The sequence below is a fragment of the Saccharopolyspora sp. NPDC049426 genome, from assembly GCF_040676935.1.
Taxonomy (GTDB): Bacteria; Actinomycetota; Actinomycetes; order Mycobacteriales; family Pseudonocardiaceae; genus Saccharopolyspora.
In genome coordinates, this window is the sequence record NZ_JBFAPZ010000003.1 from 91,984 (window position 1) to 107,616 (window position 15,633).

Annotated in this window: 15 protein-coding genes; 8 read left to right on the forward strand and 7 right to left on the reverse strand. The window is 68.6% G+C overall.

Translation table 11 applies throughout. The features are described from left to right. Window positions 1-89: 89 nt before the first annotated feature. Window positions 90-1,043, reverse strand: coding sequence for an NAD-dependent epimerase/dehydratase family protein (locus AB0J78_RS06580; RefSeq protein WP_363787644.1), 954 nt, complete (start codon window positions 1,041-1,043; stop codon window positions 90-92). A gap of 408 nt (window positions 1,044-1,451) precedes the next feature. Here AB0J78_RS06580 and AB0J78_RS06585 point away from each other — a divergent pair, with 408 nt between their 5' ends. After that, a complete protein-coding gene (locus AB0J78_RS06585) occupies window positions 1,452-1,685 on the forward strand; it encodes a hypothetical protein (protein WP_363787645.1) in 234 nt (77 codons plus the stop codon). Window positions 1,686-1,803: 118 nt separating this feature from the next. Here the strand turns inward: AB0J78_RS06585 and eutH are convergent, their stop codons facing one another. Further along, window positions 1,804-3,036 (reverse strand): ethanolamine utilization protein EutH, encoded by a 1,233-nt coding sequence (eutH, locus tag AB0J78_RS06590; RefSeq protein ID WP_363787646.1) that lies wholly within the window; start codon window positions 3,034-3,036, stop codon window positions 1,804-1,806. A 29-nt stretch (window positions 3,037-3,065) separates the two neighbouring features. Next, window positions 3,066-4,328: a D-arabinono-1,4-lactone oxidase gene (locus tag AB0J78_RS06595; RefSeq protein ID WP_363787647.1), complete on the reverse strand. Its 1,263-nt coding sequence runs from the start codon at window positions 4,326-4,328 to the stop codon at window positions 3,066-3,068. A gap of 351 nt (window positions 4,329-4,679) precedes the next feature. On the opposite strand from AB0J78_RS06595, the gene AB0J78_RS06600 reads away from it, so the two are divergent. Both AB0J78_RS06600 and AB0J78_RS06605 read left to right on the forward strand, forming a co-directional pair. Continuing rightward, window positions 4,680-5,423 carry a GntR family transcriptional regulator gene (locus tag AB0J78_RS06600; protein WP_363787649.1) on the forward strand — a complete coding sequence of 248 codons (744 nt, stop codon included), beginning with the start codon at window positions 4,680-4,682 and terminating at the stop codon, window positions 5,421-5,423. 33 nt (window positions 5,424-5,456) lie between these two features. Then, window positions 5,457-6,170 (forward strand): cache domain-containing protein, encoded by a 714-nt coding sequence (locus tag AB0J78_RS06605; RefSeq protein WP_363787650.1) that lies wholly within the window; start codon window positions 5,457-5,459, stop codon window positions 6,168-6,170. A 260-nt stretch (window positions 6,171-6,430) separates the two neighbouring features. Here AB0J78_RS06605 and AB0J78_RS06610 read toward each other — a convergent pair whose 3' ends face one another. The 4 genes from AB0J78_RS06610 to AB0J78_RS06625 are packed head-to-tail and all read right to left on the reverse strand — an operon-like array spanning window position 6,431 to window position 10,102. After that, a complete protein-coding gene (locus AB0J78_RS06610; RefSeq protein ID WP_363787651.1) occupies window positions 6,431-7,192 on the reverse strand; it encodes an SDR family NAD(P)-dependent oxidoreductase in 762 nt (253 codons plus the stop codon). Window positions 7,193-7,205: 13 nt separating this feature from the next. Further along, complete coding sequence (locus tag AB0J78_RS06615) at window positions 7,206-8,585, reverse strand: TRAP transporter large permease (RefSeq protein ID WP_363787652.1); 1,380 nt, start codon at window positions 8,583-8,585, stop codon at window positions 7,206-7,208. Then, on the reverse strand, window positions 8,582-9,070 hold the full coding sequence (locus AB0J78_RS06620; RefSeq protein ID WP_363787653.1) for a TRAP transporter small permease subunit: 489 nt from the start codon (window positions 9,068-9,070) through the stop codon (window positions 8,582-8,584). Before AB0J78_RS06620 ends, AB0J78_RS06615 begins: the two co-directional genes overlap by 4 nt. 27 nt (window positions 9,071-9,097) lie before the next feature. Next, window positions 9,098-10,102: a DctP family TRAP transporter solute-binding subunit gene (locus tag AB0J78_RS06625; RefSeq protein WP_363787654.1), complete on the reverse strand. Its 1,005-nt coding sequence runs from the start codon at window positions 10,100-10,102 to the stop codon at window positions 9,098-9,100. A gap of 141 nt (window positions 10,103-10,243) precedes the next feature. Between AB0J78_RS06625 and AB0J78_RS06630 the strand changes: the two genes are divergently transcribed. The 5 genes from AB0J78_RS06630 to AB0J78_RS06650 are packed head-to-tail and all read left to right on the forward strand — an operon-like array spanning window position 10,244 to window position 15,570. Then, entirely contained in the window at window positions 10,244-11,158 is a 915-nt protein-coding gene (locus AB0J78_RS06630) for an IclR family transcriptional regulator (protein WP_363787655.1), read from the forward strand. After that, a complete protein-coding gene (locus tag AB0J78_RS06635) occupies window positions 11,155-12,327 on the forward strand; it encodes an acetyl-CoA acetyltransferase (RefSeq protein WP_363787656.1) in 1,173 nt (390 codons plus the stop codon). The genes AB0J78_RS06630 and AB0J78_RS06635 overlap by 4 nt, the downstream gene beginning before the upstream one ends. Next, window positions 12,324-13,889 carry an acyl-CoA synthetase gene (locus AB0J78_RS06640; RefSeq protein ID WP_363787657.1) on the forward strand — a complete coding sequence of 522 codons (1,566 nt, stop codon included), beginning with the start codon at window positions 12,324-12,326 and terminating at the stop codon, window positions 13,887-13,889. Before AB0J78_RS06635 ends, AB0J78_RS06640 begins: the two co-directional genes overlap by 4 nt. Next, complete coding sequence (locus AB0J78_RS06645; RefSeq protein ID WP_363787658.1) at window positions 13,886-14,776, forward strand: DUF296 domain-containing protein; 891 nt, start codon at window positions 13,886-13,888, stop codon at window positions 14,774-14,776. Before AB0J78_RS06640 ends, AB0J78_RS06645 begins: the two co-directional genes overlap by 4 nt. Further along, a complete protein-coding gene (locus tag AB0J78_RS06650) occupies window positions 14,773-15,570 on the forward strand; it encodes an SDR family NAD(P)-dependent oxidoreductase (RefSeq protein WP_363787659.1) in 798 nt (265 codons plus the stop codon). Before AB0J78_RS06645 ends, AB0J78_RS06650 begins: the two co-directional genes overlap by 4 nt. Window positions 15,571-15,633: the final 63 nt, after the last annotated feature.

The window sequence follows — 15,633 nt, forward strand, 5'->3', positions numbered from 1 at the left end:
CCTTTACCGCTACCCTGTGCAGCGACTCGTAAACACGGCTGGAGGACTTCCTCCTTGGTGCGCAAGAAGAATTCGCCAGGCCACGGTGATCACGCGGCAGCGGGACGGGCGGCGAACCAGTCGATCGTGCGGCGCAGCCCTTCAACGACGTCGATCCGGGGCCGCCAGCCGAGCCGCTGCGTCGCGATGCTGATGTCCGGGCATCGGCGACTCGGTTCGTCGGCCACGGCGGCGGAATGGCTGATCGGCGAGGAAGTCCCGGTCAGCGACCGCACGAGCTCGGCGATCTCCAGCACCGTCATCTCGTCGGGCCGGCCGATGTTGACCGGTTCGGTGTGATCCCCTGCCGCCGCGGCGAGCAGCCCGCGCACGGTGTCGTCCACATAGCACAGCGAACGCGTCTGGCTGCCGTCGCCGTTGACGGTGATCGGCTCGCCTGCCAGCGCTTGTGAGACGAAGGTGGAGACCAAACGCCCGTCGGTGGAACGCATTCCCGGCCCGTAGCTGTTGAACAGCCGCACGATGCGGGTGTCGACCTGCCGGTGAGCGCGGTAGCAGGACGTCAACGCCTCGGCGTAGCGCTTGGCCTCGTCGTAGACCGCGCGCGGACCGACCGGGTTGACGTTGCCCCAGTAGTCCTCCCGCTGCGGGTGTTGCAGCGGATCGCCGTAGACCTCGCTGGTGGAGGCCAGCAGGAACCGCGCGCCGGTGCGCTCGGCGAGCTCCAGCGCGTGCGCGGTGCCGTGACTGCCCGCCTCCAGGGTCTCCACCGGCATCCGCAGGTAATCCACCGGTGATGCGGGAGAGGCCAGGTGCAGGACGAGTCCGACGCCCTCAGCGTGCCACGGTTCCCGGGAGATGTCGTGCTCGACCAGTTCGAACCGGGGGTCCGACCGCAGCTCCCGGACGTTCTCGACTCCGCTGCTGCTGAAGTTGTCCAGGCAGTGCACCACCGTTCCCCGACGGAGGAGCTCCGCGCACACCGGCGCTCCGAGAAATCCTGCACCGCCGGTCACCACAGCGCGTTCGAACACCCACGACACGGCGCCCCCTTGCCCTCGTTCCGCCGGATCGCTCAACGGAGTTCCCGCTCCTCCGCGGTCGGCAAACGTTTCCGGCAGCTCGCCTGCGCGGGAGACCAACACGATCGACAGCGACGGCGTCTCGCGCCTGGGCATCCACGTCCGCACTGCCTGGGGCGCTCCGCTCGTGGAACCAGCTGAGCGAGGTCAGCAGCGCGGTCGGGCACCCCGCGATCGAGGACAACCGAGACCACGCCACCGGCGGCCGTGCGGCCGGTCCGCGGTTCAGCGGTCCAGATGGGCCCGCCATTCTGATCTATCCCTCGCGGCACCGGCCCCAGGTGCGCCGCGCGATCGAGCACGGGTGAGATTGACCGACCGCCGAACAGGGGTAACCCGGTGGGGACCAGAGTCCAGGGCGGAGGGACCATGACCAGCACGCCGCTGCTCGACCGTTGGCGAGGCGACCCCGGAGAACCCGAACGACCGGAGCAGCCCACCAGCCCGGACGAGCCGACCGCACCGCACAAGCCCGAGTTCCCGGACAAACCCGAGAGCCCGGACAAACCGCAGGCACCCGACCCGGAGCAACCGGACGCTCCGGAAATTCCGGACACGCCCGAAGGCCCTGAAGAGGACCGCACGCCCCCGCAGCTGCGCTGAGCTCCAGGTTCGCCGAGAACCGGACGAGCTCGTCACGAGCCGATCGGCGCGTTCCCGGAGAATTCACGGGTGCCGAGAGCCCGTACGACCTCGAATCACGATTCGAGGTCGTCGGCGCTCACGCCTTCGCCGTTGTGGTTCCGTTCTCGACAGCGCTTTCCTCAGCCGCGAGGGCCCGGACCGCGGGCATCGCGATGAGCACGGCGATCCCGATGGCAAGCACACCACCCGTGAGCTTGCCAAGCACCAGCGGCAGGATGAGGTTCGGCTGGAAGTTCGCCGTGAACGCGAGATGATCACCCACGAGGAATGCGGAGCAGACCGCGAAGGCGATGCACAGCACCTTGTCCTTCGGCGGCATGTGGCGAACGAGGCGGAAGAGGGCCAGCACGTTGGCCGCGGCGGCCAGCAGGCCGGCCGTGCCTTCGGAACTCATCCCGACCCGGCGGCCGAGCGCGCCCAAGGGACGGGAGAGCCATTTCCGCAGCACGTAGACCATGGGGAACGCCCCGGCAAGCATGACACCGATGTTGCCGGCGACTTCCAAAGCTCGGTACTGGTCCTCGGCGTCGGCCATGATCGGGTCGAAACCCCAGCCACCGAGCACGGTGGAGAACGCACCCGTGAAGTGCTCGACGATGCTCAACGCCAGCACCAACTTCAGCGCGGCGTCCAGGATCCGCCCGAACCAGATGAAACCGCTGATCATGATTTTCGGAACGAAGCACAGAGCCAACGCGAGCAGCGCGACGAACACGGCCAGCGGGAACAGGTTGAGCAGCATCGAGACGGTGTCCAACCCGGACAGCGGAGCGCTCGATGGGCTGTCGGCGGACACCTCGCCGCGCACCGTCGTCGAGGAGGCAAGCAGGATTCCGGTGGTCACCAGCACACCGATGGGGATCGCGATCACGCCGCACATCACGCCCAGCGCCATGTAGCGGTGATCGCGGCGGTCCAACATGGCCAATCCGACCGGGATGGTGAAGATGATGGTCGCCCCGGCCATGTAGCCGACCACGGTTGCCATGATCCAGCCACCGGTGCTGCCCGCGGTTTCCTGGGCCAACTGGTAACCGCCCATGTCCACCGCGATTAAGCTCGTCGCAGCGATCGCCGGGTCCGCACCGATCGCACCGAACAGCGGTCCGGCGACCGACTCGACGAGCGCCGACAGGTACGGGATGGCGGCCATGATCCCTGCGACGGGGACGAAGATCGGGCCAATCGAATGCAGGCCTTCCTTGAACTCCCGGCCGAGTCCGTTCTCGTCGTCGCGGATCGACGCCACGGCCCCGATCACGACGAACGCCATCATGAGGTAGATGATCAAGTTCCCGAAGGACTCCACGCGCCCTCCTCCTTTCGGTGGCGGACGATTCAGCTCAAGAGCGGGCGCAGGTGGTCGTTGAGGAACGTGCCGCGCGGGTCGAACTCCCGGCGCACGGCGAGGAAAGTGTCGAACTCGGGGAACAGCTCGTCCAACCGGTCCCGCGTCATGAAGTGGATCTTGCCCCAGTGCGGGCGGGCCTGGTACTGCTGCAGCCGCTGGTCCACAGCGCGCAGGAACGGCCAGTAGTCGGTACCGGGCGCACCGGACACCGAGATCACCATCGTGTCGCGCTGGTAGTTCGGCGACAAGAAGGCGTCGTCAGCCGCAGTCCACCGCACTTCGATCGGATACAGCTGGTCGGGGAAATCGTCGAGCATCAACCGGCGGATCCCGTTGAGCGCCTCCAGCCCGTGCTCGGCCGGAACCATGTACTCCATCTCGTGGAAGGGCTCGTCGTACCCGCCGGGGTAGACCCGGTAGGCGCGATCGGTCCGGTTGCCCACCTCGTCGGAGACGAGCCCTTCCGGTTCGGTGACCTCGACCTCGTCGTAGATCTTGACGTAGCAGTGGTCGCTCATCGGCTGGTCAGGTGGCGCCGGGAGCTGGTAGAGGTCCACGGAGTGGTCCGCGGGACACCAGAAGAACGAGAAGTGCCGGTGATCGGCGATCAACTCATCCCAGGAGTCCTCGACCTCCTGCCACGGCCGGTAGCTGATCTCTTCCTTGATGTAGTACGCGGGAGAGACGGCCAGTTCGATCTCCAGCATTACTCCGAGCGAACCGATCGCGACCTGCGCCGCGCGCAGCTCCCGCATCTGGCCCTCATCGATCTCGACCACCTCGCCGTGCCCGTTGACCAAACGCACTCGGCGCATCGCCGCTGACATGTTCGGCAGCTCGATGCCGGAACCGTGCGTGGCGGTCGAAAGAGCACCGGCGATGACCTGCTTGTCGATGTCGCCCTGATTGGACAGAGACAGCCCGGCTTCCCACAGCGGTTCGCCGAGCCGGCCGACCGTGGTGCCCGCCAGCGCGGTGGCCCGCGATCGCTGCGGATCGGTCGCGGTCACCCCGCTCAGGTGCGTCAGGTCGAGCATGAGCCCGCCGGTGGGAACGATCGGCGTGAACGAGTGTCCCGTCCCGGCGACGCGCACGTTCATCCCCTGCCGGATCGCGTAGCGGACGGCGTCGACGGCTTCGGCTTCGTCGCGGGGCTGGGCGTACATCGCGGCGGTGACGGTGTGGTTGCCGGCCCAGTTGGTCCAGACTCGGTCGTAGCTGGTGGGCGCGGACAGCGAGGGCTCGGTCAAGTGAGTGCTCCGATCTTGCGCGATCTCGATCAGTCCTCGGAGGCACAACCCCAAGCGCGGACTGGATGGCGCGTGGGATCACCGGGCGACGCCAGACCGATCAGGACGCGTCGACCTGCTTCGCACTCGCCGAGTGGTCGTCGAGCGCGCGGGCGGTGTGCGGCGCCGGCGGCGCCTCCGGGTGGACAGCGGCGCTGGAAACATAAAACACTCAATTTTAAATGACAAGCCCTTCGGAGCCCCGTTGCGGCGGTATGGTCGGTCGATGTCCTACCGTGACGGACGACCGAATCGATCCCGTCCGCGCGTCGAACCCGCCCGGATCAGCTGGTGAGCAGAGGAAAGACAACGGTGTCGAGTTTTGCTGCGTACCTGCGGTTGGACGCCACCGAAGGTCCGGGCCTGCCCCACAACGTGGCGCGACAACTGGAGACCGCGATCGCCGTCGGTCTGCTCAGCCACGGCGAGCGATTGCCCCCGGAATCCGAACTCGCGGCCGAACTGGGGGTTTCCAACGGAACGCTCCGGCAGGCCTTGGAGACCCTGAGACAGCGCGGGGCCATCGAAACCCGCCGCGGTCGCGGCGGCGGCAGCTTCGTGCGAAACGCGTCGAAACTGCCTCCCGAGACAGTGCTGAACCAGCTGCGCGAGCGCAGCGCCGACTCGCTGCGCGACCTCGGCGACGCCTGCGCCGCCGTGATCGGCGGGGCCGCCCACCTGGCCGCGCAGCGGGCGGTACGCGACGACGTGGAACGGCTGAGCCGACTCGCCGAGCACTTCCGCTCCTCCGAGACCGCCGACGAGCGGCGCCGAGCGGACAGCCGATTCCACATCGAGATCGGCGTGATCGCTCACTCGCCCCGCCTCACGCAGTCCATCGTCCACCTGCACGACGAGCTGGCGGCCTTGTTCTGGATGGTCGACGGCGAGGCTGAGCACCACCCGGTGACCGAGTCCTCGCACGCCGCGCTCATCGAAGCGATCGACAGCGCTGACGCCAGCACCGCGCGTGACGTGGTGATGCGGGACGTGGAGAGCCGGGTGCAGCATCTGATCGATCTGCACCTGGACCTAGTGGCACGCGGTCAACCATGATGGCGGTATCGCGCAACCAGAAGGTGAAGGATCTTGAACGACGGAGATCTCGCGTCGCTGCGCCGCTGCGCGGAACGCATCAGAGCACAGGTCGACCGGGTGCTCGATGATCTCGGTTCGGCGCAGACCGAGGTCGTCGGGATGCTCGCGTCGGCTCGACGTCCGCTGCGCCGAGCCGAGCTCACGCGGACCCAGCCGACCCTGTGGAAGGTGCTCGACGAGCATCGCGGCTTCGTTCAGGGAGTCGGCCTCGCGCTCGACGACGGCCACCTGAGCGACGCACCTCGCTGGATGGAGTGGTGGCGCAGTGAGAACGACGAGCCGGCCCGCTTCGTTCGCCACCACCTCGACCCGGGCCACAGCCATTTCTACGACTACCCCACCGACGAGTGGTTCGCACTGCCACGGCGAACCGGGCGATCGGCGGTCACCGGCCCGTTCGTCGACTTCGCCGGCACCAACGAACACACCATCACCCTGGCCGTCCCGGTGGTCCACGACGACGGGTTCGTCGACGTTCTCGGCGCCGACGTCGCGGTCGAGGGCGTCGAGCGGTTGCTGCTCGGTTCTCTGCGGTCCCGGACTCCGGAAATCGTGCTGCTCAACGAGCACGACCGCGTCGTGGCATCGACCAGCGCGCAGTGGTGGAGCGGGACCCTGCTGCGCCGCGAACCCGGCACGAACTGGTCAGCGGAGGTCGAGCTAGGTGGTGACCTGCGCTGGCGCCTGGTCACCGCACAACGATGACGGCGTCATCCGCGCACGCTCGCCCGGTTCCCTCGGAACGGCACGGTGAACGCCGACAGGCCTGGCGCGAGCGTCCACTGTGGACGACACGTGTCACAACCCCGCAGATCCCGGAGAACGAACCGGGGCGTCACGCAACGGTCGCGAACCCAACGCCGAAGACCCAGCTGGTTGAGCGGTTTGTCCCGGCACGGGAGGTGCACGTCGGCGTACCCGGGGCCGAGCGGGCGACCGGCAGGCGCGCGTCGCTGCGCGGGTGCTCAGCCGATGGCGGCTCCACCGCACACCGTGAGCACCTGACCGGTGACGAACCCGGCTCCCGGGCCGGCCAGGTAGGCGACGGCGGCGGCGACCTCCTCCGGCTCCCCCATGCGCTTGATCACCTGGTCGTCGAGCGCGTAGGTGACGTTGCTCGTCAGCGCTGTCGCGATCGGGCCGGGGGCCACCGAGTTGCAGGTGATGCCGTGCTCGCCGAGTTCCTTGGCCAGCCACTTGGTCAGCGCGATCACGCCGCCCTTGGAGGCGGCGTACGCCGGTCCCGACCGGCCGCCGCCCGCACCGCCCGAACGGGGGCCGCCCATGATGCCCGAGATCGAACTGATGTTGATGATCCGGCCGCTCCCCGCGGCTCGCATGTGCGGCTCCGCCGCGCGGCAGTACAGGAACATGCCGCGCAGGTTCGTGTCCAAGTCGCGGTACCACTCGTCGCCGGTGATGGCGGCCAGGCCGTTCCTGCTGGCAGTGCCCGCGTTGTTGACCAGAATGTCCAGAGCGTCCAGCTCGTCGACGACGCCGTCGACGGACGCGCGGACGGCGTCCTCGTCACGCACGTCGACCCGCCGGTAGAGCACCCGCTCCGGGTACTCGTCGGCGAGCGCGGCCACCTCGGTGGCCTGCTCCTCCAGGTCGACGACCACGACCCGTGCGCCCTGCCCCGCGAGAACCCGCGCGGTGGACAGTCCGATACCGCGCGCGCCGCCCGTCACCAGAGCGACCCGACCGGTGAGGTCGAACGGATTCACCACGTACTCCCTTCTAGAAGCCCAACAGGTCCGGCAGCCAGTTCGACAGCGCGGGCACGTAGGCCACCAGCAGCACCACGGCCAGACCTGCGATGAAGAACGGGCGCATACCCTTGAGCACCTCGGTGAGCGGGATCTTCGCGATCCCGGCCGCGACGAACAGGTTGACCCCGACCGGCGGGGTGACCAGCCCGAGCGCCAGGTTGACCACCATCAGCACGCCGATCGTCGTGACGTCGACCCCGGCCTCCAGCAGGACGGGCGCGATGATCGGCACGAACAGGTACAGCGCCGACACCGCGTCGATGAACGCACCGACCACCAGCAGGATGACGACGGCGAGCAGTACGATCAGCGGCCGGTTCCCGGTCAGGTGGAGCAACAGCTCGGAGATCTTCTCCGCGACCTCGTTGACGGTCACGACGTAGGCGAACACCGAGGCCGCGCCGACGATGAGCATCACCACGGCCGACTGCGCGGAGGCCGCGATCAGCATGCGGTACAGCTGCGCCGGCTTGATCTCGCGGTACACGAACAGGCCGACCACCAGCGCGTAGGCCGCCGCGACCACCGCCGACTCCGTCGGTGTCACGATGCCTCCGTAGATGCCACCGAGGATGATCAGCGGCACGAGCAGACCTGGGATCGCCCTGCCCAGCGCCGCGAATCGCCGCGTGGGCACCCGCGCGTCACCTCCGCCAGGGGCGTCCGCTACCTCGGCGCGGTCCAGGACGTCGGAACCACCGGCCCCCTCCGCCGCACCGGCCCCGACCGTCGCCGGGCGGCCGACCGTCGCGCGGGGGAGGAACAGGCTCGCGATCATCAGCGCGGCCGCCAGCAGGATCCCCGGCACGATTCCGGCCACGAACAGCCGGACGATCGACACGCCCTCGTAGTCGCTGACGACGACCGCGAAGATGATAAACGCCACGCTGGGCGGCACGATGATGCCCATCGACCCTGCGGTCGCGAGCAACGATGTGGCGTGCCGTGGCTGATACCCCTGCCGGATGAGCGCTGGGATGAGGATGGAACCGATCGCCGCGACCGTCGCCGGCCCGGAACCGGAGATGGCCGAGAAGAAGAACGCGGCGATCACCACGACGATCGACAGCCCGTGCTTCCGCCCGCCGACGCACGCGTGCGCGAAGTCGACGAGCCTCCGCGAAATGCCGGCGTACTCCATGATCACCCCGGCCAGGATGAAGAACGGGATCGCAAGCAGCGTCTCCGACGACACCGACGCGGTGAACACGTTCGGGATGATCGACAGCTCAGCGAACCCACCCATCGCCACCAGCGCGCAGCACGCCGCGACGCCGAGCGCGAAGGCCACGGGCACGCCCACCAGCAACAGCACGAAGAAGCTTCCGAACAACACGGCACCGATCACCGGTCGGCCTCCTCACTGGGCAGCGCGTCGACCGTCGCGCGCCGGAATCCGACTCTGCTCGCCTGGACCGTCCGGTAGCCGCCGAGCACGGCGCCCACCGGAAGCGCGGCGGTGAACAGCCATTGGGGGATACCGAGGGATGGCGTCGTCCGGCCGCTCCAAGCCTGGAGGACCACCATGTCGATGCCGAAGAACAGCAGCACCGCGAGGAAGACGAGCACCGCTGCGGTGATCAGCACCGTCATCGCACCTCTCAGCGCGCCGGTAGCCGCTTCGTGCAGTGCGCTGAAACCGAGGTGCCCGCCTTCGCGCAGCGCGATGACGGCACCCATCATCACCATCCACGCAGCGAGGCTCACTGTCAGCTCGGCGGTGAAGGCCAGCGATGCGTTGAGGAAGTAGCGGCTGACGACGTTCACGAACGCCACCACCGCGACCACCGCGAACGGCACTGCGGCCAGGACGTTCTCAACAGATGTGAGCACGCGGTCCACTGTGGATTTCTGCACGGCTCAGCTCTCCGAGCTCACGGCGCGGATCATGTCGGGCCCCCACACCTGTTCGTATTCCTCGTACAACGGTCGGACGGCCCAGCGGAAGCGCTCCAGCTGGACGTCGGAGAGCTCCGTGGTCTCGATCAGCGCTGCCTGCTCGGCGATCTGCTCCTGCTCGAGTCCTCGGTTGGTCCGGACTTGGAACGCGTTCGCGTCCATGGCCGCGTCCTGCACGATCTTCTGGTCCCCGGGGTCGAGCGAGTCGAACAGCTCCTGGTTCATCCCGAGCACCAGCGGGTCGTAGACGTAGTTCCACACCGTCATGTACCGCTGAACCTCGGCGAGGCCGGAGGAGGAGATCACGTCCATCGGGTTCTCCTGGCCTTCGATCGTGCCCTGCTGCAGCGCGGTGAACACCTCGGAGAAGTTCATCGTCGTCGGATTCGCGCCGAGGCCCCGGAAGAAGTCGGTGAGCATGCCCATGCCCGGGATCCTCGTCTTGATGCCTTCGAGGTCGGCGGGCTCGCTCACCGGACGCACGTTGTTGGTGAGCTGCCGGAATCCGCTCTCGCCGAAACCGAGCATCTTCACGCCGATCTCCGCGCTGAGCTTCTCGTAGGCCGGGACCGCCCCGCCACGCAGCGCTCGATCGGCCTCGTCGTAGCCGCTGTAGAGGAAAGGCGCGTTGATCGCGCCGAATCGGGGATCGATACCGGCGTAGATGATCGTGGAGTTGTAGGAGAACTCCTTGTCCCCGTTCATCAACTGCTCGACACCGGCGGCAGGATCACCGGCCGAGAGCTGTTCACCGGTGAACACGCGCAGGTGCATCCGGCCGCCGGACTCCCTTTCGAGCGTGTCCGCGAACCGCTCGGCCGCCTGGTACCACGTGGAGGATTCGCCCACGGTCACGGTCATGTCCCAGGTGTAGACGGGGCCGACCGGCTGTGCGTTCACCGAGCCGCAGCCGCCGAGCACCAGGCAGGCCAGCAGCGCCACGGCGCAGCGAAGACGCTTCGACATCATTGTCAGTTCTCCTCGTCCGCCCGGAAAGGCACACCGATCTTGAGAGAACTCGACAGATCGTGTCAATCAGTTCGGCGGTATTGCCGGTCCACATGATGGACCATTGCCATCCGGTGTTCCTGAACGCATCATTGCGCCGTGAGCGCCAATGCCGACGCGAAAAGCACGCCCTCGTACCACGCTGAGCGAGGTCAAGCGGCGAGACGTTCCGCATCTTGGACCATCGCGCACGCCGCTGACGACGCCGGCGCACCCGCTGGATCGCAGAGCATCCAGCGAGCGCTGGTCCTGCTGAACCTCGTCGGCGTGCTGGCCCGCGACCGCCCCGAAGGCGTTTCCCTCGCCGAACTCACCCGAGTCAGCGGCAGGCCCAAGGCGAGCGTGCGACGCACGCTCGTGGCGCTGGCGAGTGAGGGCTACGTCGAACAAGAGCCGGAATCGACGCTGTACCGCCTCGGCATCCAGGCGCGGGTCCTGGGTGACCTCGCAGGCCAGGACGGCGACGACCTCGGTGCGGCGAGCACCGACAGCCTGATCCGACTCGCCGACGCCTCCACCGACACGACCTTCCTCACGGTGCGGCACGGGAGCTACGCGGTGTGCGCACGCCGCCAGGAAGGTCCCGGACCGATCCGCAACAACGCACTCGCCGTCGGCGATAGGCACCCGCTCGGAGTGGGCGCTGGAAGCCTCGCCATACTCAGCGCGTTGTCCGATGAGGACGTTGAATCCGTGCTGGCTTCAACGGCGGCCACTCGCCGGCACTACCCGCGGTTCGATGACGACGCGGTGCGCGACCTGGTCCGGCGTTCTCAGGAAGCCGGCTACGCCCTCAACGACGGTCGCGTGATCGCAGGATCGTGGGCGATCGGTGTCGCCGTCCGCGACTCCGCGGGCCGGCCGGTCGCAGCGCTGAGCGTGGCCAGCATCGCCGAACGCTTCGAACCGCACCGGCGAGAAGAACTCGCCGAACTCCTCCGCCACGAAGCGGAAGCGGTCCACACCGCGCTGATTCGTTCCGAGGAATCCCGACGGACGAGAGGACGACCATGACAGACAGTCCCGCCATCATCGGCTGGTCCCATTCCGCGTTCGGCAAGACCACGGAGCCGGACGTCCAGGCCTTGCTCTCGAACGTCACCGGCCCGGCGCTCCAGCACGCGGGCGTCGCACCCGGTGACGTCGACGGCGTGTTCGTCGGTGTCTTCAACGGAGGGTTCTCGCGCCAGGGGTTCGAAGCCGGGCTCGTCGGCGCAGGTGAGCCGGCACTGGCGTCGATCCCAGCGGTGCGCACCGAGAACGCCTGTGCCACCGGGTCATCGGCACTGTTCGCGGCGCTCGACTTCGTGCAGTCCGGTCGCGGGCGGATCGCGCTCGTCGCCGGCGCCGAGAAGATGACCGCGGCAGAGCCGGAGGTCGTGAACGATGTCCTGCTCACTGCCTCGTACCGGGAGGAAGAGGAGCAAGCGGGCAGCTTCGCCGGGGTGTTCGGCGACATCGCGCGCACCTACTTCGAACGCTACGGCGACCACTCCGACGCCCTCGCCCGCATCGCGGCGAAGAACCATCGCAACGGCGTCGGCAACCCGTACGCCCATCTGCGCAAGGACCTCGGTTTCGAGTTCTGCGCGGAGGTCTCCGATCGCAACCCGCTGGTCGCGGATCCCTTGCGGCGCACCGACTGCTCGCTCGTGTCGGACGGAGCGGCAGCACTGGTCGTCGCTGCACCGGAGGTTGCGGCGACCGCACCGCGCGCGATCGGTTGGCGCGGCCGCGCCCACGCGAACGATCACCTTCCGCTGAGCCGCCGCGACGACGTCCTCGCCTTCGCCGGAGCCAGGGCGGCGTTCACCCGCGCGATGTCCGACGCGGGCGCCGATCTGCCGGCGCTGGACCTGCTTGAGACGCACGATTGCTTCACCATCGCCGAGCTGCTGCAATACGAGGCTTTCGAGCTCGCCGCTCCCGGCAAGGGCGCCGCCCTGCTCGAGGAGGGCGGCACCGAGCGCGGCGGCGACCTCCCCGTCAATCCCTCCGGGGGTCTCAAGTCGAAGGGCCATCCCATCGGAGCTACGGGCATCTCGCAGCACATCATGGCCTCGCTGCAGCTCACCGGCGAAGCAGGCGACATGCAGGTCCCCGGGGCCGAGCTGGCCGCCGTGTTCAACATGGGCGGCGTCGCCGTCGCCAATTACTGTTCGGTGCTGGAGCGCATCCGGTGAGCGCTCCCACGACGCTCCGCGCGGTCAACCTGGCCCATCTGCTCACCGGCACGTCCGCCCGCATGCCCGACCGCGACGCCGTCGTGTCCGGTCAGGACCGACTCACGTGGCGGCAGCTCGACGCCCGCGCCTCCGCCGTGGCCGCGGAGTTGCGCCAGCGAGGTATCCGACGTGGAGACGCGGTACTCGTCCACTCCCCCAACCACACCGAACTGATCGCGGTCATGTTCGGCGTGTGGCGAGCGGGCGCGGTGTTCGCACCCGCCAACTTCCGGCTGACACCACCGGAGGTCGCGGGTCTCGCCGAGCTGACGACGCCGTCGGCCCTGATCTGCCACGCCGACTACCGCGATCACGCCGACGCGGTGTCCCGCGCAGCGGACCTGACCTCGGGAACCCTCTGGATCGGCGCCGAGCCGGCCGCACCGGACTCCATCTCCGGACTGCCCGATGTGCCCGACCGCGAACCGGACGAGCCGGTGTGGAACGGCGACCACGCGTGGTACTTCTTCACCTCGGGCACGAGCGGCAGACCGAAGGCCGTCGTGCTCACCCACGACCGGTTGGGTTTCGTCGTCAACAACCACATCTGCGACCTCATGCCCGGGCTCGCGGCCGACGACGCGCAGATCGTGGTGGCGCCGCTGTCGCACGGAGCCGGAGTGCACCTGCTGCCGCAAGTGGCACGGGGCGCCAAGACGGTGCTGCCGACGTCGGCCAGTCTCGACGCGGGCGAGATCTGGCGGCTGGTCGAGCGTGAGCGCGTGACGAACGCGTTCACCGTGCCGACGATCCTGACGACGCTGACCCAGTCGTCCGAGGCGACCGAGCACGACCTGAGCTCGCTGCGCTACGTCATCTACGCCGGTGCCCCCATGTACCGGGCCGACCAGGAGCGCGCCCGCGAGGTGCTGGGGAACGTGCTCGTGCAGTACTACGGCCTCGGCGAGGTCACCGGGAACATCACGGTCCTGCCCCCGGAGCAACATGGCCGTCCGTCCCCAGACGGAGTCGAGTTCGGCACGTGCGGCCATCCACGCACCGGCATGCAGGTCAGCATCCAGAACGCCGACGGCACCCCAGTGGCGTCCGGTGAGCAAGGCGAGATCTGCGTCGCGGGCCCCGCGGTCTTCCCCGGTTACCTGCGCAACGACGAGGCGAACTCCAAGTCCTTCCGCGACGGCTGGTTCCGGACCGGCGATCTGGGCATGGTTGACGACGAGGGCTACGTCTACGTCACCGGAAGAGCGTCGGACATGTTCATCTCCGGTGGATCCAACGTCTACCCGCGCGAGATCGAAGAACGTCTGCTCCACCACCCGGCGATCGCCGAGGTCGCGGTCGTGGGGGTGCCGGACCCCAAGTGGGGCGAGATCGGTGTGGCGGTGTGCGTCGCAGCCGACGGGCGAGCCGCGGACACCGACGAGCTCCGATCATGGCTCGGCGAATCGCTCGCCCGGTACAAGATCCCGAAGCGGTTCGTCTGGTGGGACGACATCCCCAAGTCCGGTTACGGCAAAGTCGTCAAGCGCACGATCCGACAACTGCTGGAGGCGTCGTGACCGAACTGCGCGAGCACGAACGCCGGGCCGGAACCCCGTTGCGGCATCCGGGCCCGCGTGCTCCCGAGCGGATCGTGTCGGTGCCCACGGACGTCTCGGTGCTGCGTGCTGCGCTTCCCCGCGGCGCGGGCGTGGCCGAGGCGCTGTGGCGGTTGACCGAGGGCGCCGGTGCTGCAGCGGCGAGCGTCGAGCTGGCGAACGGCTCGTTCGGTGTCCTCCGATACGTGCACCCGGCCATCGGCACCGAGCACCCCGCCTACTTCAGCGAAACGGTCGAACCGGCGGGACCGTGCTTCGTGCTCGGCGGTTCGGCGACGGTCGGACTCCGGGACGGCGCGGGATTCGCGCACGTCCACGCGACATGGCTCGACCGCTCCGGCAAGGTCCGCGGCGGTCATCTGCTCCCCGGCACGACCGTCGGGGACCTGCCCGTCGAGGCGACCGTCCGCCTCCTCCACGACGTGACCTTCGTCAGCCACACCGATTCGGAAACACAGATGCCCGCGTTCACCCCGCATCCCCGCGCGGAGGCGACGAATCCGCGTGCGGTCGCCGCCCGGGTTCGGCCCGGCGAGGATCTGCACGCCGCCGCGGCGTCAATCGCACGGGCGGCCGGGTTCGGGGTGGCCACCGTGCGAGCGAGTCTCGGCAGCGTCGTCGGCGCTCGCCTGTGGTCCGGATCGAACGACGTCGTCGAGGTCGATTGGCCCGCAACGGAGTTCACGAAGTTGACGGGCACGGTCCGCGGCGACGACGTCGTGCTCGCGGGATCGCTGGTGGACCGTCACGGCGCCGTCCACTCCGGCGTGCTGGTCCCCGGGGAGAACCCGGTCGCGGTCACGTTCGAGCTCTACGTTGAGGACGCGACGAACGGAACGCACGCATGAGCGAGAAACGACTGGCAGGGCAGGTGGCGCTCGTTTTCGGGGGCGGCGGCGGCCCGGGCGGCGTCAACAACGGACAGGCAGCGGCGATGACGTACGCCCGCCACGGCGCGTCGGTCGGCGTGGCGGACGTCTCTCCCGAGGCTGCCCAGCGCACAGCCGACGCGGTGCGCGGCGAGGGCGGAATCGCGGTGGCGATCAACGCTGACGTCACCGACTCCGACCAGGTCGAGACGGCGGTTCGCACGGCGACCGACGCGCTGGGCCCGCCCGACGTGCTGCACAACAACGTGGGCGTCACGGTGCTCGGCGGACCGATCGAGCTGAGCCTCGAGGAGTGGCGACGGGCGTTCGCCCTCAACGTCGACGGCGTGTTCCTGGCGTGCAAGCACGTGCTGCCCTCAATGCTGGAGCGCGGTGGAGGAGCGATCGTCAACGTGTCGTCGCTGGCGGCGCTGCGGCACGTCGGGTACGACTACCCGGCCTACATGTCGGCGAAAGCGGCGGTCAACCAGGTGACGGTGTCTCTCGCCCTGACCTACGCGGCCCGGGGCATCCGGGCGAACTCGGTCGCTCCCGGTTTCATCGACACCCCGCTGGTGCGCGAACAGCTCTCAACGCAGGCGGGTTCGATCGACGAACTGCTGGCCGCCCGCAACGCGGCGAGCCCGACGGGCCGCATGGGCACGCCGTGGGATGTCGCCAACGCGAGCCTGTTCCTCGCCTCGCCGGAGGCCGCGTACGTCAACGGGGTGTGCCTGCCGGTCGACGGCGGCTTGGCGATGTCCTGCTCCTGACCCGCTACCGGCACCCCGACCACCGGCCGACGTGACGAGAACGACGTTTTCGTTGTGCCGGAA